The sequence below is a fragment of the Streptomyces sp. AC1-42W genome (assembly GCF_003248355.1).
Taxonomy (GTDB): domain Bacteria; phylum Actinomycetota; class Actinomycetes; order Streptomycetales; family Streptomycetaceae; genus Streptomyces.
The window spans coordinates 153092-176410 of sequence record NZ_QKWY01000003.1; the positions used below are offsets into that span (position 1 = coordinate 153092).

General features: G+C 71.7%; 19 protein-coding genes. 5 read left to right on the forward strand and 14 right to left on the reverse strand.

Annotated elements, in window-relative coordinates:
* Positions 1-133: 133 nt before the first annotated feature.
* The 3 genes from DNK56_RS33605 to DNK56_RS33615 are packed head-to-tail and all read right to left on the reverse strand — an operon-like array spanning position 134 to position 2137.
* Positions 134-889 (reverse strand): SDR family NAD(P)-dependent oxidoreductase, encoded by a 756-nt coding sequence (locus DNK56_RS33605; protein WP_111339842.1) that lies wholly within the window; start codon positions 887-889, stop codon positions 134-136.
* Entirely contained in the window at positions 886-1872 is a 987-nt protein-coding gene (locus DNK56_RS33610) for a 3-oxoacyl-ACP synthase III family protein (protein ID WP_111339843.1), read from the reverse strand. The genes DNK56_RS33605 and DNK56_RS33610 overlap by 4 nt, the downstream gene beginning before the upstream one ends.
* Positions 1873-1882: 10 nt before the next feature.
* Positions 1883-2137 (reverse strand): hypothetical protein, encoded by a 255-nt coding sequence (locus DNK56_RS33615; protein ID WP_111339844.1) that lies wholly within the window; start codon positions 2135-2137, stop codon positions 1883-1885.
* Between the two features lie 192 nt (positions 2138-2329).
* On the opposite strand from DNK56_RS33615, the gene DNK56_RS33620 reads away from it, so the two are divergent.
* The 5 genes from DNK56_RS33620 to DNK56_RS33640 all read left to right on the forward strand — a co-directional run bounded on the left by DNK56_RS33620 (position 2330) and on the right by DNK56_RS33640 (position 7731).
* On the forward strand, positions 2330-3208 hold the full coding sequence (locus DNK56_RS33620; protein WP_111339845.1) for a class I SAM-dependent methyltransferase: 879 nt from the start codon (positions 2330-2332) through the stop codon (positions 3206-3208).
* Positions 3209-3217: 9 nt separating this feature from the next.
* Positions 3218-4771, forward strand: coding sequence for a flavin-containing monooxygenase (locus tag DNK56_RS33625; protein ID WP_111339846.1), 1554 nt, complete (start codon positions 3218-3220; stop codon positions 4769-4771).
* 19 nt (positions 4772-4790) lie between these two features.
* Positions 4791-6284 (forward strand): FAD-binding protein, encoded by a 1494-nt coding sequence (locus DNK56_RS33630; protein ID WP_111339847.1) that lies wholly within the window; start codon positions 4791-4793, stop codon positions 6282-6284.
* 71 nt (positions 6285-6355) lie between these two features.
* A complete protein-coding gene (locus DNK56_RS33635) occupies positions 6356-6886 on the forward strand; it encodes an SRPBCC family protein (protein ID WP_241990223.1) in 531 nt (176 codons plus the stop codon).
* Positions 6883-7731 carry an alpha/beta fold hydrolase gene (locus DNK56_RS33640; RefSeq protein WP_111339849.1) on the forward strand — a complete coding sequence of 283 codons (849 nt, stop codon included), beginning with the start codon at positions 6883-6885 and terminating at the stop codon, positions 7729-7731. The genes DNK56_RS33635 and DNK56_RS33640 overlap by 4 nt, the downstream gene beginning before the upstream one ends.
* Positions 7732-7820: 89 nt before the next feature.
* Here the strand turns inward: DNK56_RS33640 and DNK56_RS33645 are convergent, their stop codons facing one another.
* The 11 genes from DNK56_RS33645 to DNK56_RS33695 form a co-directional block, all read right to left on the reverse strand.
* Positions 7821-8348, reverse strand: a complete 528-nt coding sequence (locus DNK56_RS33645; RefSeq protein ID WP_111339850.1) for an anthrone oxygenase family protein — start codon at positions 8346-8348, stop codon at positions 7821-7823.
* Positions 8345-9022, reverse strand: coding sequence for a hemerythrin domain-containing protein (locus DNK56_RS33650; RefSeq protein ID WP_111339851.1), 678 nt, complete (start codon positions 9020-9022; stop codon positions 8345-8347). The genes DNK56_RS33645 and DNK56_RS33650 overlap by 4 nt, the downstream gene beginning before the upstream one ends.
* Positions 9023-9109: 87 nt before the next feature.
* On the reverse strand, positions 9110-9919 hold the full coding sequence (locus tag DNK56_RS33655) for an NmrA family NAD(P)-binding protein (RefSeq protein WP_199563950.1): 810 nt from the start codon (positions 9917-9919) through the stop codon (positions 9110-9112).
* Between the two features lie 287 nt (positions 9920-10206).
* Complete coding sequence (gene ahcY / locus DNK56_RS33660) at positions 10207-11658, reverse strand: adenosylhomocysteinase (RefSeq protein WP_111339853.1); 1452 nt, start codon at positions 11656-11658, stop codon at positions 10207-10209.
* Entirely contained in the window at positions 11648-12511 is an 864-nt protein-coding gene (gene metF, locus DNK56_RS33665) for a methylenetetrahydrofolate reductase [NAD(P)H] (RefSeq protein ID WP_241990224.1), read from the reverse strand. The genes ahcY and metF overlap by 11 nt, the downstream gene beginning before the upstream one ends.
* A gap of 11 nt (positions 12512-12522) precedes the next feature.
* Positions 12523-15993 (reverse strand): methionine synthase, encoded by a 3471-nt coding sequence (gene metH / locus DNK56_RS33670; protein ID WP_111339855.1) that lies wholly within the window; start codon positions 15991-15993, stop codon positions 12523-12525.
* On the reverse strand, positions 15990-16973 hold the full coding sequence (locus DNK56_RS33675) for a carbohydrate kinase family protein (protein ID WP_111339856.1): 984 nt from the start codon (positions 16971-16973) through the stop codon (positions 15990-15992). Before DNK56_RS33675 ends, metH begins: the two co-directional genes overlap by 4 nt.
* 39 nt (positions 16974-17012) lie before the next feature.
* Entirely contained in the window at positions 17013-18224 is a 1212-nt protein-coding gene (gene metK / locus DNK56_RS33680) for a methionine adenosyltransferase (protein WP_111339857.1), read from the reverse strand.
* Between the two features lie 47 nt (positions 18225-18271).
* Positions 18272-20374, reverse strand: coding sequence for a condensation domain-containing protein (locus DNK56_RS33685; RefSeq protein ID WP_111339858.1), 2103 nt, complete (start codon positions 20372-20374; stop codon positions 18272-18274).
* 279 nt (positions 20375-20653) lie between these two features.
* The gene (locus DNK56_RS33690) at positions 20654-21487 is read right to left on the reverse strand and encodes a 4'-phosphopantetheinyl transferase family protein (RefSeq protein ID WP_111339859.1); all 834 of its coding nucleotides are present in this window, start codon (positions 21485-21487) and stop codon (positions 20654-20656) included.
* Positions 21484-23259, reverse strand: a complete 1776-nt coding sequence (locus DNK56_RS33695) for an acyl-CoA dehydrogenase (RefSeq protein ID WP_111339860.1) — start codon at positions 23257-23259, stop codon at positions 21484-21486. The genes DNK56_RS33690 and DNK56_RS33695 overlap by 4 nt, the downstream gene beginning before the upstream one ends.
* Positions 23260-23319 lie beyond the last annotated feature (60 nt).

Genomic DNA, 23319 nt, shown 5'->3' on the forward strand with positions numbered 1-23319 from the left:
GCGGCCCTGCCCGGACAGGGAAATGTCCGCGGAATGCTCCTGCGAAATCCGGTTCGCAGGAGCATTCCGCGGACATTTCGTGCGGAATTTTTTTCCCCGGGGGGCTTTCCTGGGAAAGCCCCCCGGGCGGATATCAGGTGATGGTGACGCCGCTGTCGATGCTGATGACCTGGCCGGTCATGCAGTCCTGGTCGAGGAAGAGGGCGGAGCTGCGCGCGACCTCTTCCACGGTCACGAAGCGGGGCACCGGCGCCTTCTTCTCCATCGATTCCACCACGTGGTCGGGGAGGGTCTGCGTCATGCCCGTGATCATGAATCCGGGCGAGAGCGCGTTGACCGTGACGCCGCGCCGTCCGCATTCGGCGGCCAGTGTCCGGGTGAAGCCGATCAGGCCGGCCTTGGACGCGGAGTACGCCGTCTGCCCGGCCGTCGCGATCAGGCCCGACGGCGAGACCACGTTGATGACCCGGCCCCACCGGTTGCGCAGCATGTGCGGGACGCACACCCGGGCGGTGTGGAAGGAGCCGATGAGGTTGGTCTGGATCACCGCCGCCCAGTCCTCGGGCTTCTGCATCGCCATGACCTGGTCACGGCGGATCGCGCCGTTGTTGACGAGGACGTCGACCGGGCCCAGCTGCTCGGCGATCCGGGCGTGCATCGCCGTGACGGCCTCGTACGAGCCGACGTCGCCGGTCACCAGGACGGAGTCGTTGGTGAGCTTCTCCCGCACCGCGAGCGCGGCGTCCTTCGCGCTGTTGTAGTGGACGGCCACCTTGCAGCCGAGAGCGTCCAGTTCGATCGCCAGCGCCTGGCCGAGCCCGCCGGAGGCGCCCGTCACCAGGGCGACGGGGTGCTCGGGGCGGACGCCGGCGGGCTTCTGCGTACTCATCGTGTCCCTCCGCGCCATTCGAGGAGCATGGAGCCCCAGGTCATGCCTGCGCCGAAGCCGGCCAACAGGACCAGATCGCCGTTCTCGATGCGGCCCTCGTCCAGCGCCTCGGCCAGTGCGATCGGGATGGACGCGGACGCCGTGTTCCCGTACTTGTGCAGGTTCGCGACCAGGGCCTCGGGCGGCAGCCCGGTGTGGCTGAGGATCGAGTTGATGATGCGGATGTTGGCCTGGTGCGGGATGACGTGGCGTACGTCGGCCGCCTCGACCTTCGCGTTCTTCAGCGTCTCCCGGACCGTACGAACCGTGTACCGCACGGCGTTCAGATAGATCTCGTTCCCGTTGATCTGCGCGTAGTGCAGACCCTGGCGCACCGTCTCCTCGGTGGTCGGCATACGGCTGCCGCCCGCGAGGACCTTGAGGCTGCCGGTGCAGCTGCCGTCCGCGCCCAGGTTCCAGGCCAGAACGTTGCTGTCGGCCGCGGGGACGAGCACCACGGCTCCCGCGCCGTCCCCGACCAGGATCGACAGGTCCCGGTCGGCGGGGTTCGCGGTCAGCGTGTGGGTGTCGGAGCCGATGAGCAGGATCGGCCGCGGGTCGATCGCGATGAGGGCCATCGCGGAGACGAGCCCGTAAACGAAGCCCGCGCACTCGGAGTTGACGTCGTGCGCGCTGCCGGCGATGCCCAGTTCGTGGTGGACGAACGCGGACGTCGCCGGCGAGGGCTGCTCGGGCGTGGCGGTGGCGACGATCAGATGAGCGATGTCGCCGCCGCTCAGGCCCGCCTTGGCGAGGGCACGCCGGCCGGCCTCGACGGCCAGCGAGGCAGTCGTCTGGCCGGGCCCGACGGCGCGCCGTTCACTGATCCCGCACCGGCTGGTGATCCAGTGCTCGTCCACGCCGAAGCGCTCGGCGAGCTCCGCACTGGTGACCACCTTCTCGGGGACGGAAATGCCCCACCCGGTGATGTCGAAGCCGTTCATGCGCGCCCGCTCAGACCTGCGCCGGCACGAGCGCCAGGATGCGGTCGTACACGTGGCGCAGCGTCGTGGTGTCGTCCAGGTCGGCGAAGAGCGACTCGTCGGCCGGGATGTCCGGGTAGGTGTTCTGGAACCCGTACAGCCACTCCATGAGGTCCAGCGAGTCCACGTCCGGAATGTGCTGGAGCGGGTGGTCCGGGTCGACCTTCTGGGCGCCGGACACGGCCTCCAGCTGGCTCGCCAGTTCTTCGATGGTGGGCAGAGACATGAGTGAGGTCCTTCCTCCGCAGGGCTTGGCCTTTTCGAGACGCATGGAACCCGTACGCACGCAACCGGCGCGCAACAGCCGGCGCCCCCGTCGTGTTGCATCTCTCTTGCGACGCGGGGGTTTTCTTCGTCTCGCGATGACATCGCAGGCACCACGCCATGAGTATGAGCCGGACGGGAGTTGAGGACGAAGATGACCATGGTCGCAAACCAGTCGGTCCCCGAAGTCGACGCGATCAGGCACCACTACGAGGTAAGCAACGACTTCTACCGCCTCCTGCTGGGCCCGACGATGATGTACTCCGGCGGTTACTGGGAGGAGGGCGAGGGACTCACCGAGGCCCTCGACGAGGCCCAGGAGCGCAAGCTGGACAAGTTCGTCGAGCTGGCCGGGGCGGCGAACGCCCGCCGCGTCCTGGACGTGGGCTGCGGGTGGGGCACCATGCTCAACCGCGTCACCACGGTGCACGGCGTCGAGCAGGCGGTCGGGCTGACGCTCAGCCGCACTCAGGAGCAGTTCATCGCCGGCCTGGACAACCCGCGGATCACCACGCGGGTGGAGTCCTGGGAGGACCACACCACCGACGACCCGTACGACGCGGCGTTCTGCATCAACGCCCTGGAGCACTTCGTCTCCTCGACGCTGCCGCCGCGCGAGCGCACCAAGAAGTACCGGGTGTTCTTCCAGAAGGTCGGCGCCACTCTGAAGCCGGGCGCCCGCTTCGTGCTGCACACCATGACGGCCGAGGCGCTGCCCATGAACCGGCAGCTGCTGGACGACCTGAAGTTCCTTCAGCGCTCGGAGTTCGAGAACTGCCACATCCCGCACCTGCACGAGCTGACACAGGCCGCCGAGGGCCTGTTCGACGTGGTCGAGGTCGTCAACGAGCGCGAGTCGTTCGCGGTGGCCTGCCGCGCCTGGCTGAAGCTGCTCGCCGAGCGCCGGGACGAGGCCGTCGCCATGGAGGGCGAGGAGGTCGTGGCCCGCTTCGAGCGCTACCTCGACATCTTCGCGTACACGCTTGAGGACAAGTTCTTCAACAACTTCCGCGTCACCATCGCGCGCCGCTAGGAGGCTGACGTGACGAGCACTCTAGAGCCGCCGCGCAGCGACGAGGACAGCCGCCCGGCCGGCGGCGGACCGCAGCGGCATCTGCGCGTCGCCGTCGTCGGCAGCGGGTTCTCCGGCCTCGGCATGGCGATCCGGCTGTTGCAGAAGGGCGTGGACGACTTCCTCGTCTTCGAACGCGCCGACGAAGTGGGCGGCACCTGGCGGGACAACTCCTACCCGGGTGCTGCCTGCGACGTGATGTCGCACCTGTACTCGTTCTCGTTCGCGCAGAACCCGGAGTGGAAGTCCACGTTCGGCAAGCGCGACGAGCTGTACGCGTATCTGCGGGACACCGCCGACCGGTTCGGGGTGCGTCCGCACATCCGCTTCGGCCACGAACTGCTCGGGGCCCGCTGGGACGAGACGACCCGGCGCTGGCACATCGAGACCTCGCAGGGCGACTACACCGCGCAGGTCCTGGTGAGCGGCACCGGCTACCTCAGCGAGGCGGCGGTCCCCGACATCCCGGGCCTCTCCGACTTCACGGGCACCGTCTTCCACTCCTCCCGCTGGCGGCACGACCACGACCTGAGCGGACGCAACGTCGCCGTGATCGGCACCGGCGCCTCCGCCATCCAGTTCGTGCCGAAGATCCAGCCCGAGATAGGGCGGCTCGACCTCTACCAGCGGACCCCGCCGTGGATCGGCCCGAAGAACGACAAGGCGACGAGCCCGCTCCAGTCCAGGCTGCTGCGCGGGGTCCCCGGCTACCAGAACTTCCGGCGGAACTTCAACATGTGGGGCCGGGAGATCCTGGCCTTCGTGATGAAGCGGCCCAAGGTCGCCGGGAAGATGCAGAAGATGGCCAGCGACCATCTGAAGAAGTCGGTCACCGACGAGAAGCTGCGCGCGAAGCTCACCCCGGACTATGTGATGGCGTGCAAGCGCCTGCTGTTCTCCAACACCTGGTACCCGGCGATCCAGCAGCCCAACGTGGACCTGGTCACCGACGGCATCGCGAAGGTCACCGCCCACTCGATCGTCACCGCCGACGGGGCCGAGCGGGAGATCGACACGATCATCCTGGGCACCGGCTTCAAGGCCACGGACCGCCCGGTCGCCGGGCGGATCACCGGCCGCGGGGGCAGGTCGCTGCGCGAGGTGTGGCAGGAGGACGGGATGGCCGCGCACCGCGGCACCACCGTCGCCGGCTTCCCGAACCTGTTCCTGCTGCTCGGCCCGAACACCACCCTGGGGCACTCCTCGCAGGTCGTGATGATCGAGGCGCAGATCGGCTATGTGCTGGACGCGCTGAAGGTCATGAACCAGAAGGGCCTGGCCTCGGTGGAGGTTCGAAAGACGGTCCAGGACGACTGGAACGAGCGGTTGCAGGCCCGCCTTGATGGCACCGTGTGGAACGCAGGCAACTGCAAGAGCTGGTACCTCGACGCACACGGGCGCAACCCGTCGATCTGGCCGACGTACACCTGGCGCTTCCGCCGCCAGACCAAGCACTTCACGCCCTCCGAGTACCAGCTCGCCACCCTCGCGGGCGCCGGCCTGCCGGCCCTGAACCACACGTAATGGACGGGAGACAGACCGAATGAGAACCAGCAGCACCCCCATCACGCGGCGCAGCATCCTCGGGGGCTTGGCGGCCGCCACGGTCGTCGGCTGGAGCACTTCGCACCAGGCGTGGGCACGTGAGTCGGACTCCTTCGCCCATACGGCGGCGAGCCTGCCGGCACTCGACGGCACGCTGGAGACCTCGGCGGGTGTCACCTCCACGTTCAACCACGACTTCGGCCACATGGTGACCGGCGCGTGCTGGGCGGTGCTGCGTCCCGGCTCGGTGCGGGACATCGTCAAGATGGTCGACTACGCCCGGGCCCACCGGCTGAAGATCGCGATGAACGGCCGCGGCGGGCAGAACGGCGACGAGGAGTCGCACTCCTGCTACGGGCAGGCGCAGGTCCCGCAGGGCGGCATCGCGATCGACGCGCGCGGTCTGACGAAGATCGTCCGCATCGGCTCCTCGTCCGCCGTGGTGGAGGCCGGTGTCACCTGGGCGCAGCTCACCGACGCCGCCCTCGCCCGGGGCCTGACCCCGCCGGCGCTCACCGACTATCTGCACCTGTCGATAGGCGGCACGCTCAGCGTCGGCGGCATCGGCTCCACCGTGGCGCGTTACGGGCTCCAGATCGACACCGTGAAGTCGCTGGACATCGTCACCGGCAACGGCGACCTGATCACGGCCAGCCCGCACTGCCACGCCGCTCTGTTCAACACGGCGCTCGGCAGCGGCGGCCAGGTCGGCATCATCGTGCGCGCCGAGGTCGCCCTGATCCCGGCACCGCCGAAGATGACCGTCTTCACCCTCTACTACAACGACGTGTCCGCGTTCCTCGCCGACTCCGAGAAGCTCATGGCCGAGAAGCGGTTCGAGGGCCAGGTCGGCGAGATCGCCCGCACCCCGGACGACTCCGGCTGGTGGTACAAGCTGGAGGGCCAGGCGTACTGGCGGGGCGGCACCGCGCCCGACCGCACCGCGCTGCTCACCGGTCTGCACGACGAGCGGGCGTCCGCGACGATCGAGGACCTGCCCTTCCGCGAGGCCGTTTTCCGTACCGACGGCGACGAGGCGTGGCTCAAGGAAAACGACTTCTGGGGCCAGCCCAAGCCGTGGCTGAGCCTGTTCGTCCCGGCCTCGAAGGCGAAGGCGTTCGCGGACCTGCTGACGGCCGAGCTGAACGGCGACGACCTGGGCGCGGGCTTCCTGCTCTACTACCCGTACCCGACGTCGAAGGTGACCCGCCCGCTGGCGGTGCAGCCTTCCGAGCCGACCGCGTATCTGTGCGACGTGCTCCGCTTCCCCGCCCCGGGTGCGGACATCGACCGGATGCTGGACCAGAACCGCCGCCTGTACGACAAGGCGGTCGCGCTGGGCGCCAAGCGGTATCTGGTGGGCGCGATCCCGGACATGACCCCGGCGGACTGGCGGGCCCACTTCGGCCGGCGCTGGAGGCTCCTCGTCGCGGCGAAGCGCTACTACGACCCCGCGGGCATCCTCACCCCCGGTCAGGGCTTCTTCGGCTGATCCGGGACGCCCGGGCCCCGGCCGGCGAGACCCAGACCGCCACCCGGAACACCCCGACAGGAGAAATCGGCATGACAGTTTACGACTTGATCGACGAGGCGATCGTGGACGCTCCGCCGGAGGCGGTGTGGGAGGCGCTGATCGCCGAGTTCCGCGGCGCCGGCCGCTGGTGGGTGCCGGCCAACACCTTCGCCACCGTGTCCGGTTCGCCGGACGAGGTGGGCGGCGAGGTCGCGGTCACGGTGCACACCAAGGGCGTCGACAAGGGCGGCCCGAAGCTGCGGTTCACCGCGCGCACCCGGGCCGTCGAGCCCCGGCGGCTGCTGTCGGTCGACTATGTGTCCGGGGTGTTCCGGGGCACCAGCGACTTCTACGTCGAACCGCTCGACGGGGGCCGTACCAAGGTCGGCATGCACTTCGTGGGCCGGCCGAACGGCTTCCTGAAGGTCCTCGCGAAGGTCGCCGACATCGGCGCGGAGCACTCCACCGCCACCAGCGAGGCGTTCGTCCGGCTCGGGCGGATTCTCGCGGCGGAGAGCGCTCCGGCTGTACGGTCCGGTGCGGCGGCGGAGATCCGGAAGTTGGAGGGCAGTACCCGATGACGACGGTGGCCGCCGCACCGGCGACCGAGACGCAGGTGCGCACCGACGACGGGGCCCGCCTGGCGGTGTCCGTCCTGCCGCCGCTCACGCCCCCGACCGGCATGACCGTGGTGCTGGTCCACGGCTGGGGCGCGTCGCGCCGGGTGTGGAGCACGGTGGCCGACCGGCTGATCCGCCTCGGGCACCGCGTCGTCTCCTACGACCTCCGGGGCCACGGCGCCTCCTCGCAGGGCGCCGAGCCCTTCGGGATCACCCGGCTCGGGGCGGACCTGGCCGCGGTCCTCGCCCATGTGGAGGCGCCGGACGCCGTCGTCGTCGGGCACTCCGGGGGCGGGTTCGCCGCCCTGTCGTACGCCGCGTCGGAGGACCGAAACGCCGGCGCGCTCAGCGGCCTGGTGCTGCTGGCCACGGCGGCGCACGACCAGGAGACCCCGGACAGCGAGGTCCGCATGATGGGCAGCGCGCTCTTTCAGCGGGCCGTCTCCCGGCCGGCCCTGGGCCGCAGGCTCCTCGGCCAGAACATGCTCGGCCCGAAGCCGGACCGGCGGCTGAGCGAGGTGAACCGCCAGATGTTCGCCGCGGCCGGCCCCGCGATGCGCGCGGAGGCGTTCCGTTCCTCCCGGGGCATGGACCTGCGCGAGGCCCTGGTATCGGTGACCGTCCCGGCGGTGGTCCTCGCGGGCACCGCCGACAAGGTGATCGCCCCGAATCTCGGCCGCGTCGTCGCGGAGGCCCTGCCCCGGGCCCGCTTCGAGGAGGTTCCGGACGCGGGGCACATGCTGCCCCTGGAGGCACCGCAGACGGTGGTGGGCGCGGTCAGTGAGCTGACGCGCGATCACGGATAGCTCCGCGACGCGTGCGTACGGAAGGGCGGCCGGTCCCGGGCGGGGGCCGGCCGCCCTTCTGTGTGCGCAGGCGGGCCGAAAACGGTGGCTCAGGCCCGCGCCCGCAGCGTGAGCGCCCGCCCCAGGCACGCGAGGGCCGCCGTGCAGGCCAGGGTGCGGGCGGCGTTGGCCGGGGTCCAGGCGCCTCGGAAACGGTCGCGGATCGCGGTGAGCTCGGGGCCCGACGCCTCCGCGGTCAGGCGGGCGAGCCGGCGGTTGAGGGGGATGTTGACCTTCATCGTGACGGCGACGGCCGCCGAGTAGAGGGCGAGGGCGGCCCAGGTCCAGCGGGCGGCGCGGGTGTGGCCCAGGCGGCGGAGGGAGATGCCGGAGATTCCGGTGGCGAGGAACGCGCCGAAGAAGACGAGGCCGAAGAAGCCGTTCTCGATGGCGTCGTTGATGTGGCCCATGGCGCTCGCGAAGGCCGCGTCGTCGGTGCGGTCGAGCCCGGGCATGACGGAGACGTCGAACGCGAAGTACAGCCCCGCGCTCAGCCCCATGGCGATGGTGGCCGCGTACAGGGAGGCTTCGGTGCGTCCGCCCTGCCCGGCCGGGAGGGAGGTGGTCGGCGCGGTCATGGCTTCTCCTCGGGGCGCGATGCGGTGCGCAGTACGGGGGCGAGCAGGCGTTCGTAGCGGCGGCGCAGCACCGTCCGGCCGAGCAGCCGTACCGGTGGCGGAATGGTGACGGTGACGTGGGCCACGGAGGCCGGGTCCGCCCCGTCGAACATCCAGGGCTGGAGGCGGGAGAGCACGCCGGGCGGCGCGGTCCGCAGCAACCGCCGTTCCACGGACGCGTACCGCGCGGCGCCGAGCGCGGCGAAGGCGGGGAAGGCGATGCGCTCCTCGGCGGCGAGGTGGTCGCGCAGGACGGCGGCGAAGGCGTCGGCCGCGGGGCGCAGCGCCCCGTGGCCGGCGCCCGGGCGGAGCGCGGCGCCGACGGCGTCCATCGCCGCGTCGAGGCGTTGGTGGTCGCCGTCGATGGCGTCGGCCGCCTGGGCGAAGCCGGGGACGGCGCGCCGGAGTTCGGGCCAGAGGACGGCGTCCTCGCTGTGGTGGTGCCAGTCGATCACCTCGCGCAGGCTGTGCCACCAGGTGACCGTCCCGCCGGTGCGGGCGCCGGGCCCGAAGCGTGCGACGGCCACGAGGCGGGCGGCGTCGCGGCGCATCGCGAGGTGCATCAGGGCGAATCCGTGCAAGTGCCCTGGCAGCGACGGAAGGTGTTCGCTCGTCATCGGTTCGGTAGCGGTCATGGGTGCGGCCTCCTCACGCGAGGGGGTACGGGGACAGGGACGGGCGGCCGCACACGGCGGCCGCCCGTCCCACGGGTCCCGTGTCGGTCAGGCGTTCCAGACGCCGCCGGCGGCGGCGTCCCGGGCGAAGTCGGCGAAGTCCTTCGGCTTGCGGCCGGTGGCCTCCTCGACGCCGTGCACGAGGTGGGCGTTACGGCCGTCGAGGATCAGCCCGAACAGGTCGGCGAACTCGACGGGGAGCCCGTTCTCCGCAAGGGCCTGGCGGTACTCGTCCACGCTCACGGGGATGTACGTGATGGTGCGGCCGGTCGCCTTGCCCAGCTCCTGGGCGATGTCGCCGAAGCTGAGCAGGCGCGGGCCGGACAGCTCGTACGTCTTGCCGATGTGCTTGTCGTCGGTGAGCGCGGCGACGGCCACGTCCGCGATGTCGTCGGCGTCCACGAAGGGCTCCACCGCGTCCCCGGTCGGCAGGACGATCTCGCCGGCCATGACCAGGTCGTGGAAGAAGCTCTCGCTGAAGTTCTGGTTGAACCAGCTGGCGCGGACGACGGTCCAGTCCGCGCCGGACTCCTTCACCTTGTCCTCGCTGACGACCGCGCCCTCCTCTCCGCGCCCGGACAGCAGCACCAGGCGGCGCGCTCCCTTGGCGACGGCGGCCTTCGCGAACGCGCCGACGGTCTCGGCGGCTCCCGGGAAGGCGAGGTCGGGGTAGTAGGTGATGTAGACGGCGCTCACCCCGTCGAGGGCGGCGTCCCAGGTCGCGGGGTCCTCCCAGACGAAGGGGGGCGTGCCGGAGCGCGATCCGATGCGTACGGGGAGCCCTTTGGCGGACAGCCGATCGGCGACCCGCCGCCCGGTTTTGCCCGTGCCGCCGATCACAAGGGTCGTGTTCGTCATGTTCGTCCCGTCTGTCGTGGCCTGCGTGGTGGTGTGGTGCGCGTCGTTCTCGTGACGCGCGTCGTTCTCGTATGAGGGAGTGGGCGCGTGCGGAGGGAAGTGGGGTCCGCACGGTGGCGGCGGTGGCGGCGCTCTCCGGTGAGGGGGGATGGCTGCGGAAGGACCGTCGGGTACGGCCTTCATCCGCAGCGTAGGCAGCCCCTCGCCGCACGAGCCACGTCACCGGGCCTCGGCTCTAGCGGTTCTCCAGGGGGTCTCTGGGCGATCACCTCGTACGACTGCGGGGGTCAGTAGCGGTAGTGGTCGGGCTTGTACGGGCCGTCGACCTCGACTCCGATGTACGCGGCCTGCTCGGGGCGGAGGGTCGTGAGCTTGACGCCGAGGGCGTCGAGGTGGAGGCGGGCGACCTTCTCGTCCAGGTGCTTGGGCAGCACGTAGACGTCGGTCGGGTACTCCTCGGGCTTCGTGAACAGCTCGATCTGCGCCAGCGTCTGGTCCGCGAACGAGTTGGACATGACGAAGGACGGGTGGCCGGTCGCGTTGCCCAGGTTCAACAGGCGGCCCTCGGACAGGACGATGAGGACCTTGCCGTCGGGGAACGTCCAGGTGTGCACCTGCGGCTTCACCTCGTCCTTGACAATGCCCTCAATGCCCGCCAGACCGGCCATGTCGATCTCGTTGTCGAAGTGACCGATGTTCCCGACAATCGCCTGATGCTTCATCCTGGCCATGTCCGAAGCCATGATGATGTCCTTGTTGCCCGTCGTCGTGACGAAGATGTCCGCCTGCTCCACCACGTCATCGAGGGTCGCGACCTGGTAGCCGTCCATCGCCGCCTGCAACGCGCAGATCGGGTCGATCTCGGTGATGATCACCCGGGCACCCTGGCCGCGCAGCGACTCCGCGCAGCCCTTGCCCACATCGCCGTAACCGCACACCACGGCGGTCTTCCCGCCGATCAGGACGTCCGTGGCACGGTTGATGCCGTCGATCAGCGAGTGGCGGCAGCCGTACTTGTTGTCGAACTTCGACTTCGTCACCGCGTCGTTCACATTGATCGCGGGAAACAGGAGGGTGCCCTCGCGGTGCATCTCGTACAGGCGGTGCACACCCGTCGTGGTCTCCTCCGTCACACCACGGATCTCCGAGGCCAGCTGCGTCCACTTCTGCGGGGACTCACCCAGCGTGCGGTTCAACAGCGTCAGGATCTGCGCGAACTCCTCACTGTCCGCCGTCGCCGGGTCCGGAGCCGCACCCGCCTTCTCGAACTCGACCCCCTTGTGCACCAGGAGCGTGGCGTCACCACCGTCGTCCAGGATCATGTTCGGACCACCGGTCGGCGTGTTCGGCCAGGTCAACGCCTGCTCCGTGCACCACCAGTACTCCTCCAGCGACTCACCCTTCCAAGCAAACACCGGCACACCCGCCGGCGCCTCGGGAGTGCCATTCGGACCGACCGCAATAGCAGCCGCCGCGTGATCCTGGGTCGAGAAGATGTTGCAGGACGCCCAACGCACCTCGGCGCCAAGAGCGACCAGCGTCTCGATCAGCACCGCCGTCTGCACAGTCATGTGCAACGAGCCGGTGATCCGGGCACCCGCCAGCGGCTGCGCGGCGGCGTACTCCCTACGAATCGACATCAGACCGGGCATCTCGTGCTCGGCCAAAGTGATCTCCTTCCGCCCGAAAGCGGCAAGAGAAAGATCGGCGACCTTGTAATCGAAGGTCTCAACTGGCATGGAGGCTCCTAGTGCTCATGACGTTGCGGTGGATGTCGAGGGTCGCCGTCGATTTGTTCAGCGTGATGTAGTGCAGCCCGGGGGCGCCTTCGGCGAGCAGCCGGTCGGCCATCAGCGTCGCGTGGGCCACGCCGATCTCGTACGCGATGTCGGGCCGGTGCTGCGCGGCTTCCAGGCGGTGCGCCAGGTCCTCGGGGAACGCGGCGTCGGAGAGTTCCGCGAAGCGGCGGATCTGCCGGACGTCGGTGGCCGGCATGATCTCCGGGATGATCGGGGTGGTACAGCCCGCCGCCGCGACCCGGTCCCGCAGCCGCAGGTAGTCCTCCACGTCGAAGAACATCTGCGTGATGGCGTAGTCGGCACCGGCGCGGCACTTGGCGACGAAGTGCCGGATGTCGCTGTCCCAGTCCGGCGAGCGCGGGTGCCGCTCGGGGAAGGCGGCGACCCCGATGGTGAAGTCCCCCAGCGAGCGGACGAGTTCGACCAGCTGGTAGGCGTGGTGGAAGCCGTCCGGATGCGCGGTCCACTCCCCCTTGGGGTCGCCGGGCGGGTCGCCCCGCAGGACCAGTACGTCCCGCACCCCGGCGTCCGCGTACTGGCCGATGATGTGCCGCAGCTCGGCCACCGAATGCCCGACTGCGGTCAGGTGGGCGACGGGCCTCAGGGTCGTCTCGGTCACCAGGCGCTTGGTGACGTCGATGGTGCGGTCCCTGGACGACCCGCCCGCGCCGTAGGTGACGGACACGAAGTCGGGGCCCAGCGGCTCCAGGCGGCGGATGGCCTGCCACAGGGTCCGTTCGCCCTGGGCGGTGCGGGGCGGGAAGAACTCGAAGGAGAACGTCGGACGGTCCATCACCAGGTCCATCACCGGCCACCCCCGGCCCGTCCCGCGTTGAAGTACGACGCCTCGGGGTGGTGAACGACGATGGCGTCGGTGGACTGCTCCGGGTGGAGCTGGAACTCCTCGGACAGGTGCACCCCGATCCGCTCCGGCCGCAGCAGGTCCGCGATCTTGGCGCGGTCCTCCAGGTCGGGGCAGGCCGGATAGCCCAGCGAGTAGCGGCAGCCCTGGTACTCGGTGCGCAGCATGCCGTCCAGGCCCTCGGGTTCGCGGTCGGCGATCCCGAGTCCGGCGCGGACGCGTGCGTGCCAGTACTCGGCCAGGGCCTCCGCCAGCTGCACGGAGAGACCGTGGAGTTCGAGGTAGTCGCGGTACGAGCCGGAGGCGAAGAGCTCCGCGGTGGCCTCGCCGATCTTCGAGCCGACGGTCACGATCTGGAACCCGACGACGTCCGGCTCACCGGACTCCTCCGGCCGGAAGAAGTCCGCCAGGCACAGATGCCGGCCGCGCGACTGGCGCGGGAAGGTGAACCGGGTCCGTTCGTGCCCGTGCTCGTCCAGGACGATCAGGTCGTCGCCCTTGGACACGCACGGGAAGTAGCCGTGCACGACGGCCGCTTCGAGCAGGTTCTCCGTACGCAGCCGGTCCAGCCACATCCGCAGCCTCGGCCGGCCCTCCGCCTCGATCGTGTCGCCCTTCAGCCCCCACTGGCCCTTGAACAGGGCGGCCTCGTCCAGCCAGGAGGTGTACTCCTTGTGCGGGATGCCCTTGACGACCCGGCTGCCCCAGAACGGCGGGGTGGGGACCGGGTTGGTGACGGAGACGTCCGACCGGCCGACGTCCGCCGGCTCCTCAAGCTTCGGCTCCCTCAGCGGTACGCGGCGCTGCTTGAGCGGAGGCAGGGTGGCGCCGGGCACACCGCGCTTGACGGCGATCAGCGCGTCCATGAGGCGCAGGCCCTCGAAGGCGTCGCGCGCGTAGCGCACCTCACCCTCGTACAGCTCGTGCAGATCCTGTTCGACGTAGGCGCGGGTCAGGGCGGCGCCGCCGAGGATCACCGGGTAGTCGGCGGCCAGCTTGCGCTGGTTCAGCTCCTCCAGGTTCTCCTTCATGATCACCGTGGACTTGACGAGAAGCCCCGACATCCCGATGACGTCCGCCTTGTGTTCCTCGGCGGCCTCCAGGATCGCGGAGACGGGCTGCTTGATGCCCAGGTTGACCACGTTGTAGCCGTTGTTGGAGAGGATGATGTCGACCAGGTTCTTGCCGATGTCGTGGACATCACCGCGGACCGTGGCCAGCACGATCGTGCCCTTGCCCTCCTCGCCCTCGGCCCGCTCCATGTGCGGTTCCAGATACGCCACCGCGGCCTTCATGACCTCGGCGGACTGGAGGACGAACGGCAGCTGCATCTGCCCGGAGCCGAACAGCTCGCCCACGACCTTCATGCCGTCCAGCAGCGTGTCGTTGACGATGTCCAGAGCCTTACGGGTGGTCAGCGCCTCGGCGAGGTCGTCCTCCAGGCCGTTCTTCTCGCCGTCGATGATGCGGCGCTTGAGGCGCTCGTCCAGCGGCAGGGCGGCCAGCTCCTCGGCCTTGCCCTCCTTGAGCGACTTCATGTTGACGCCCTCGAACAGCTCCATGAGCCGCTGGAGGGGGTCGTAACCCTCGGCACGCCGGTCGTAGACCAGATCGAGCGCGACCTTGACCTGCTCCTCCTCCAGACGGGCGATCGGCAGGATCTTCGACGCGTGCACGATCGCCGAGTCCAGACCCGCCTTCACGCACTCGTCCAGAAAGACCGAGTTCAGCACGACACGGGCGGCCGGGTTCAGACCGAAGGAGATGTTGGAGAGGCCCAGGGTCGTCTGCACATCCGGGTGGCGCTTCTTCAGCTCACGGATCGCCTCGATGGTGGCGATGCCGTCCTTGCGGGACTCCTCCTGACCGGTGCAGATGGTGAACGTCAGCGTGTCGATGAGGATGTCCGACTCCTGGATGCCCCAGTTGCCCGTCAGATCCGCGATCAGCCGCTCGGCAATGGCCACCTTGTGCTCGACGGTGCGGGCCTGACCCTCCTCATCGATCGTCAGCGCGATCAGCGCGGCACCGTGCTCCGCAGCCAGCTCGGTGACCTTGACGAAGCGCGACTCGGGCCCATCCCCGTCCTCATAGTTGACGGAGTTGACGACGGCCCGTCCGCCCAGCCGTTCCAGGCCGGTGCGCAGCACGTCCACCTCGGTGGAGTCCAGCACGATCGGCAGTGTCGACGCGGTCCCGAGGCGTCCCGCGAGCTCGTCCATGTCGGCAACCCCGTCGCGGCCCACGTAGTCGACGCACAGGTCGAGCATGTGCGCGCCTTCGCGAACCTGTTCCCGGGCCATCTCCACGCAGTCGTCCCAGCGGCCTTCGAGCATGGCCTCGCGGAACTTCTTCGACCCGTTGGCGTTCGTACGCTCACCGATCGCCAGATACGCCGTGTCCTGACGGAACGGGATGGTCTGGTAGAGCGACGCGGCGCCCGGCTCCGGGCGTGGGTCGCGGGTGCCCGGGACCGTGCCGCGTACCCGCTCCACCACCGCCCGCAGGTGGTCCGGCGTCGTCCCGCAGCAGCCGCCCACCAGCGACAGGGCGTAGTCCCGTACGAACGCCTGCTGCGCGTCCGCCAGGCCGTCGGGCCCGAGCGGGAAGTGGGCGCCGTCCGCGCCCAGCACCGGCAGGCCGGCGTTGGGCATGCACATCAGCGGGGTCGCCGAGTGGCGGGCCAGGTGGCGCAGGTGCTCGGTCATCTCGGCCGGACCGGTCGAACAGTTCAGGCCGATGAGGTCGATGCCCAGCGGCTCCAGGACCGTGAGCGCCGCGCCGATGTCCGAGCCGAGGAGCATCGTCCCGGTCGTCTCGAAGGCGAGCGAGCAGATCAGCGGGACCCGGACCCCCGTCGCGTCCATCGCGCGGCGCGCGCCGACCAGTCCGGCCCTGGTCTGGAGGAGGTCCTGGGTCGTCTCCACGATCAGCGCGTCGGCGCCACCCGCGATCAGCCCCTCGGCGTTCGCCTGGAAGCCGTCCCGGATCGTGGCGTACCGGATGTGACCGAGCGAGGGCAGCTTGGTGCCGGGGCCCATGGAGCCGAGGACCCAGCGCTGTTCGCCGGTGGACGCGGTGAAGGCATCGGCGGCCTCGCGGGCGATGCGCGCACCGGACTCGGACAGCTCGTGGACCCGCTCGGGAATGTCGTACTCGCCGAGCGCCGCCGTGTTGGCCCCGAAGGTGTTCGTCTCGACGCAGTCCACGCCCACCGCGAAGTACGCGTCGTGGACCGAGCGCACGATGTCGGGCCGGGTCACGTTCAGGACCTCGTTGCACCCTTCCAGCCGCTGGAAGTCCTCAAGGGTCGGGTCCTGGGCCTGGAGCATGGTGCCCATCGCACCGTCGGCCACCACCACCCGGGTGGCGAGCGCGTCCCGGAGCGCGGCGACCCGCTCCCCCGCGGTCATGACGCACCGCCCAGGACGGGGGCGAGCGCGGCCGCCGCCTCGGAGCCGTACTGCCGCCGCAGGATGTCCAGCAGCCGCCCGGCCTCCGGCTCGTACGCCTGGGACCCCACGGCGGCGAGCGCCAGCGAGGCGACCGCGCAGCCGAGGCGCGCCGCCTGCTCAGGTCCGGTGCCCCGGACCGTGGCGGCGAGGAAGCCCGCGCGGAACGCGTCGCCCACCCCGGTCGGGTCGGCGGTCTCGACGCCCGCGACGGCCGGCACGGTCAGGGCGGGGGCACCGGCGCTCTCGATGCGGACGCCGCCCGCGCCGAGCGTGGTGACCCAGCTGCCGACGCGGTCCAGCACGTCGTCGCGGTCCCAAGAGGCGCGTTCCAGCAGGAGCGCCGCCTCGTACTCGTTGGTGAACAGCCACCGGGCGCCGTCGACCAGTTCGCGCACCTCGTCACCGGTGAGGCGGGCGAGCTGCTGGGAGGGGTCGGCGGCGAAGGGGACGCCGAGGGTCCGGCAGGCCGCGGTGTGCCGGAGCATGGCGGCCGGGTCGTCGGGGGCGACGAGGACGAAGCCGACGCCGCCGGCCCGGGCCGTCTCAGCCGTCAGGTCGATCTCCCGGGCCTCCGCCATGGCGCCCGCGTAGAACGCCGCGATCTGGTTGTCGTCCCGGTCGGTGATGCACGAGAAACGGGCGGTCTGCCGCTCGTCGCTCACCCGCACCGCACCGGTGTCGACGCCGTGCTCCTTGAGCCACACCTCGTACGTGGCGAAGTCGCTGCCGACGGCGCCGACCAGCAGCGGATCAAGTCCGAGCGAGCCGAGCCCGAAGGCGATGTTGGCCGCCACTCCGCCGCGCCGCACCTCCAGGTCGTCCACGAGGAACGAAAGCGACACATGGGCGAGCTGGTCGGCGATGAGCTGGTCCGCGAACCGGCCCGGGAAGACCATCAGGTGATCGGTGGCTATGGAGCCTGTCACCGCGATACGCATTCGAACTCCTGTCCCTGTCAACTGGGCCGGTGGACGCGGTCAGAGACCGGCGGCGGCCTTGAGCTGCTCGACGCGGTCGGTGCGCTCCCAGGTGAAGTCGGGCAGCTCGCGGCCGAAGTGCCCGTAGGCGGCGGTCTGCCGGTAGATGGGGCGCAGCAGGTCCAGGTCGCGGATGACGGCGGCCGGGCGCAGGTCGAAGACCTCGCGGATGGCGCTCTCGATCCGGGCCTGTGCGACCTTCGCGGTGCCGAAGGTCTCCACGAAGAGACCGACCGGCTCCGCCTTGCCGATCGCGTACGCGACCTGGACCTCGCAGCGGGTGGCGAGGCCGGCGGCGACGACGTTCTTGGCGACCCAGCGGGTCGCGTACGCCGCCGAGCGGTCGACCTTCGACGGGTCCTTGCCGGAGAAGGCGCCGCCGCCGTGCCGGGCGTAGCCCCCGTACGTGTCGATAATGATCTTGCGGCCGGTGAGGCCGGCGTCGCCCATCGGGCCGCCGATCTCGAAGCGGCCGGTCGGGTTGACCAGGAGCCGGTAGTCGTCGGTCTCCAGCTTGATGCCCTCGTCGGCGAGTTCGTTCAGGACGTGCTCGACGACGTGCTCGCGGATGTCGGGGGCCAGCAGGCCGTCCAAGTCGATGTCCGCGGCGTGCTGGCTGGAGACGACGACGGTGTCCAGGCGGACCGGGCGGCTGCCCAGGTAACCGATCGTCACCTGAGTCTTGCCGTCGGGGCGCAGATAGGGGACGGTGCCGTTCTTGCGTACCTCGGTGAGGCGCCGCGAGAGCCGGTGCGCGAGATCGATCGGCAGCGGCATCAGGCTCGGCGTCTCGTCGCACGCGTAGCCGAACATGAGCCCCTGGTCGCCGGCGCCCTGCTGGTCGAGCGTGTCGTCGCCGGAGCCGTCGACGCGCTTCTCGTACGCCGTGTCGACGCCCTGCGCGATGTCCGGGGACTGCGCGCCGATGGAGACGGAGACCCCGCAGGAGGTGCCGTCGAAGCCCTTGGCGGAGGAGTCGTAGCCGATGTCGAGGATGGCCTGGCGCACGATGCCCGGCACGTCCGCGTACGCCGACGTCGTCACCTCGCCCGCGATGTGGACCTGTCCGGTCGTGATCAGGGCCTCCACCGCGACGCGGGAGCCCGGGTCCTGGGCGAGGAGCGCGTCCAGGATCGCGTCGCTGATCTGGTCGGCGATCTTGTCGGGGTGTCCCTCGGTCACGGACTCCGAGGTGAACAGACGTGTCGTCATGACTCTCCTGAGGTGTGAGGTGGGGCGGTTGGCGGTGACCGCGGCGGTCACCGGATGCGGCGGACCACCGCTTCGAGGGTGTGGGCGAAGGCCCCGGCCGGCGTGGTGGTGCCGGTGAGGACCACTCCGGGCGGCCGGGAACCGGCGGCGACGAGCTGTCCGGCGAGCGCGTGGGCACGTTCGCCGCCCCCGCAGAACGCACCAAGCACCAGGGGGCCGCCGAGGCCGGTCAGCGCCACCACCACGGCGTCGTCGGCCGGGGCCGAGGCGTCCGCGTACGGCGGCGGCCGCAGCAGCACCACGCCCTCCGGCCCCCGGTAGGCGTAGGCGACCCGGGTCAGCGCGGACAGCGGGGTGCCCGGCGCCCGGACCAGGCAGACGGTGCCGGTGCCGGGGTGCGCGGCGGGGCGCAGCTCCGTCAGGGCGGCTCCGCGCCGGGCGCCCGGCCGGCCGCGCGGTATCCGGTCCGGCGGTCCGGCGAGGAGCGCGAGCGCCCCGCCGACCGTCGTCGCGGGCGTCGCCGTGCGCGGCAGTTCGCGCAGGGCGTGCGCGGTCCTGGTCAGCAGGTCCTCGGCCTGGGCGAGACCCGTCCCGAGACAGGTCGCGGTGAGCACGAGGCCCCCTTCGTCGTCCCGGTGGGCGACGAGCGTGAGCGGGAATCCGGTGCGCGCGCCCAGCGTGTCCGGGGTGCTGACGCGGACGCCGAGCGCGGCGAGCGCGGGTGCGAGGTCGCCGGGCGGGCGCGGCCGGTTCTCGAAGACGACGAGGCTGCCGGTGCGCGGGACGGCGGGGGCCGCGTTCGGGGTCGCGTTCGGGGCCGCAGTCGCGACCACGTCCGGCGCCGCGCGGCCGCCAGGGCGGGTCCAGGACCGTATACGCCCCTGCGACACCCACTCGTACCCGGCCACGTCCAGGGCCTGGTCGCGCAGGCGGGCCGGGAGTTCGGCGAGCGGGGCGTACGGGTGAACGCCGGCGGTCATCGGCAGCGGGTTGCGCAGGGCGGCGGGCAGCCGTTCGACGCCGTCGAGGAGGATGCCCCGGCCGGAGACCGCCGCGCTGAAGCCGATGTCGGCCGCGCCCTCGTGGCCGCCGGCCCGGTAGAGGGCCAGCGCCCACACGGCGTGCAGAGCACTGCTCTCGGGGCAGCCGAGGCCCCCCGCCCAGGCGGCGAGCCGTTCGCTCTCCTCGGGCGTGATCCGGGTGCGGACCTGGCCGCTGCCGTCGCCGGCGGGCGGCAGCGTGGCGGCGGGGCCGGGCGGGGCGTCGCGCCAGAACTCGCGGGCCGGGGCGGTGTCCTGGGCCGCGAGCCAGCGCGTGTAGTCGCCGAGGTCGGGGCGGCGGGCGCCGCCGGGCAGCTCACCACCCGCCAGGTAGGCGCGGTAGAACTCGTGCAGCAGCAGCCGCACGCTCCAGTCGTCCAGGAGCGCGGGGTGGAAGCTCAGCAGGACGCGGGTGCTGCCCGCCGCGTCCGGGCCGCCGCCCAGGAAGGTGACGCGCAGCGGTCCGGGGCGGCGCGGGTCGAGTCCCCGGCGCCGGTCGGCCTCGACCAGCGCGTGCCAGTCGACGCTGCCGTACGGGAAGCGCAGCACTTCGGGCCCGGCGCCCTCATGGCAGACGATCCACGGCTCGGGCCCCTCCTCGAAGGCGGCCCGCAGCACGCTCTCCCGTTCGGCGACGGACTGCCAGGCGGCGGCGAGCCGTTCCGGGTCGAGCGGCCCGGACCAGGTGACCGCGAGCTGTTCGCACCAGCCCTCGGTGCCGGGGTGCGCGTCCGCGTCCGCGAGGAGTTCGCGTTGCAGCGGGGTCGGCTCGATCCGGGGCGCGGGCCCGGGGCCGCTCTCCGCGACGGTGAGCAGGTCGGCGAGAAGCCCGGCGGGGAAGGGCGCGGCGGCGGGCCCGTCCGGGGTCAGGCGCAGGGTGTGGTGTCCGTCGTCGCCGGGCTCCAGGCTCGGCCGCCAGGCGGGGGCGGGGCGCGTCACGAGCCGGGCCAGGCGGTCGAGGGCGGCTTCGACGCGGTGCGGGTCCACGGGGCCGCGCAGCTCCAGGACGGGTGCGGCCGGGTCCGGCCCGTCGAGGCCGAGGACGACGGTCATCGGGCCGCCGGGGGTGGCCCGGGCGGAGGCGGTGGGCAAGGAGTGGTCGGTGGTCATCGTCCTGCGGGGCACGCATGCGGGAGCGCGGCGGACCGGCTGCGGCGCGCATGCGGGAGACCCCCTCCCTCCCCTCTGTCGGCGAATGCGGAACGAGTATGCGAGGGCCCGCCCACACGGGACCGACACGGCACCGACACGGCGGTGGTCCGGTGGTGGGGCGCCGTGGTCCCGCACGGTTCCGTCGGGGAGGCGGCCGGGCCCGTACCGTACGCGGGCGTACGAAGGCCCCGCGTCGCCCTCCAGCGGGACTGGACGCGGGGCCGAGCGGGGCACGATTCAGCCGAGGAGTTCGGTGACCGCCCCCGCGAAACCCGTGTCGAGCATGGTGCGGACCGTCGTGTCGGCGGAGCCGGCCAGGCCGGTGTCGTGGCAGGCGACGCTGAGCATGTACCGCCCGCCCAGGACCCGGTGGGTGTCGAAGGACCATTCGCCGTCGGCGGCGGGCCGGCCGTCGGGCGCGAGGAGTTCACCGCCGCCCTCGGCGAAGCCGAATTCGGTGAAGTCGAGCCGCAGCCCCTGCCCGAGCGCCTTGGTGTACGCCTCCTTGAGCGTCCACAGCCGCAGCAGCCGCGCCGCCCGCTCGCCCCCCGGAAGGTGTTCCAGCGCCCCGCGCTCGGCGGGCGTCAGTACGTGTCCCTGGAGCAGGTCGTACGACATGGGCCGGGTGGCGGGTTCGACGTCGACGCCGATCCGGCCGTTGCGGCTGATGCCGACGGCGATCATGTCCTCGGTGTGGGTGAGGCTCACGTCGATCTGGTCGAGGCTGCGCAGATAGGGCCGGCCGCCGATCCGGTACGCCAGGTCGAGTTCGGCCGGTGCGGTGCGCAGGGCGGCGGCGGCCGTGTACTTGGTGACGAGGCGGGAGGCGAGGAACCGGTAGCGGAGGGTCGGGTCCTGGGTGCGCCGGTAGCGCTGCCAGTCGCCGCCGAGCAGTTGCCGCAGCGCAGGACGGGTGACGGCCGCCCCCAGCCACTCGCCCCAGGTGGTGTGAACGACGGCGTTGCCCCGGCGGTCCATGGCCTCGCGCACCAGGTGCCAGGGCGCGCCGGGCCCCGCGACGTGCAGGGGTGCGCTGATCCGCCCGGCACCGGGCGCGGGGATGCCGGTCATGGCCTGCCTTCGTACGGGAGCGCGTCGAGGTCGTAGCCCAGTCCCTGGCCATGACGGCGGATCAGCTCGGCGAGCACCTGGTCCTGAACGCCGTCGGGCAGGGCGGGCACCGGGATGCCGAGGCGCTGCCCGGCCCGGGTGAGGGCGAGCACGGCCCAGGCGGGGTCGGCCAGGAACGGGTCGGTGCCGTCCTGGCCCTCCCGGACGGCGAGCACGGCCGCGGCGCCGACGATCCGGCTGTAGCGGTCGCTGAGCCGGACGACGGCCGGGTCGGCGAGGGCGGCGGGACCGGCCGGGATGCGGCGGCACTGGGCGCGCAGCCCGCGCAGCTCGGTCACGAACGCCTCGGCGAGCCCGGCCAGCGCGCCGGTGTGCCCGCCGGCCTCGCGGAGCGGGGCGAGCCGTTCGGCGGTCGCGACGAGCGAGGCGGCCATGAAGTCGCCGCCGCCCGCGATGCCGAGGAGCCGGTAGTCCAGGTGGGGCAGCGCGGCGCCGGCGGTGAACAGCTCGGCGGGCGGCTCCGGTTCGGCGAACCAGGAGCGTTCGGCGAGGCCGCGCAGCTGGGGCACCAGGACCGACTGGCAGGAGGCGCTTCCGGCGTGCCCGAGCCCGGCGACGGGCAGGTCGCGGCCGAGCTTGCCGAGTGCCCCGTACGCGGGGCTCGTGTGGTCGTAGCCGCGGGCGCCGAGCACCGTGGCGAGCTCTTCCAGGTTCTCCCGCAGCAGTTCGGGCACCACGTATTTGACGGCGGCGGCGAAGAGGTGGGCGCTCGCGGGCAGCAGGCTGAGGGCGCGCAGGACGGTGGTGGACATCGCGTCGCAGGCCAGCAGGTCGGCGAAGACCCCGGTGAGCGGCTTGTGCCAGCGCCGGGCGACCCCGCTCGCGCGGCCCTCCGTCGCGGCGCGCGCCGCGGAGTGCAGGACCGTTCCGGCGGCGGCGGTGACGAGCCCGCAGATCAGGCTCCGGTTCACCTGGAAGGCGCGCAGGGCGATACCGGCCCCGCCGCCGGGGTGCCCGACCAGCGCGTCCTCGGGCACGGGCAGCTCGGCGAGTTCGAGGCCGGAGAAGAGGGCCCCGCGCATTCCGGTGCTCTCCACCCGGGGCAGGTGGCGCAGGCGGTCCGGGTCCTGTCCGGCCGGGTCGAGCAGCAGGACGGAGTGGCTGCGCGGGCCGGGGGCCTCGTCGGTGCGGGCGTAGACGATGTGGAGGTCGGCGCGTGACGCGTTGAGGATGACGTCCTTGCGGCCGCTGATCAGGCGGCCGCCGGGGGCCGGGCGGGCGGTGAACTCGTGGCGCAGGATGGCGTTGGCGTGGGCGAGTTCGTGGTGCAGGATCGCGATCCGGCCGCCGCCGAGCAGCAGCCGGGCGGTCGCGCGGCGCTGTGCCTCGTCCCCGGCCGCCCACACCGCGCCCGCCGCGAACAGCGAGATGAGGCCGTGTCCCATGCCGAGGCCCAGGTCGCGCCGGAACACCGGCCGCATGGCCCGGGCCAGCAGATCGGCGCGGGTGAGCAGGCCGCCCAGGGCGGCGGGCACGAATTCGGCGCCGGTCCCCGCCTCGGTGAGCAGGGCTTCGGTCGCCTCGGGCGGGGTGCTGCGGGCGTCGGCGTCGAACAGGGCGGCGAACCCGTGCGGGTTGCCGGGGTCGTAGGGGTCGCCGAGCCGTGCTTCCAGGCGGCGCGCCCGGTCGAGGGCGTCCGCGTCGTCCGTGCGGCCGGGTGCGGTGGTGGAGGAGGGGGCGGGGTGCCCGGGGGTCTCTGCGAGGGTGGTCATGACGGCGGCGTCCGCCTCCTTCGTCGTACGGGCACGGGGTGCGGGTGGGCGTGGCTCGAC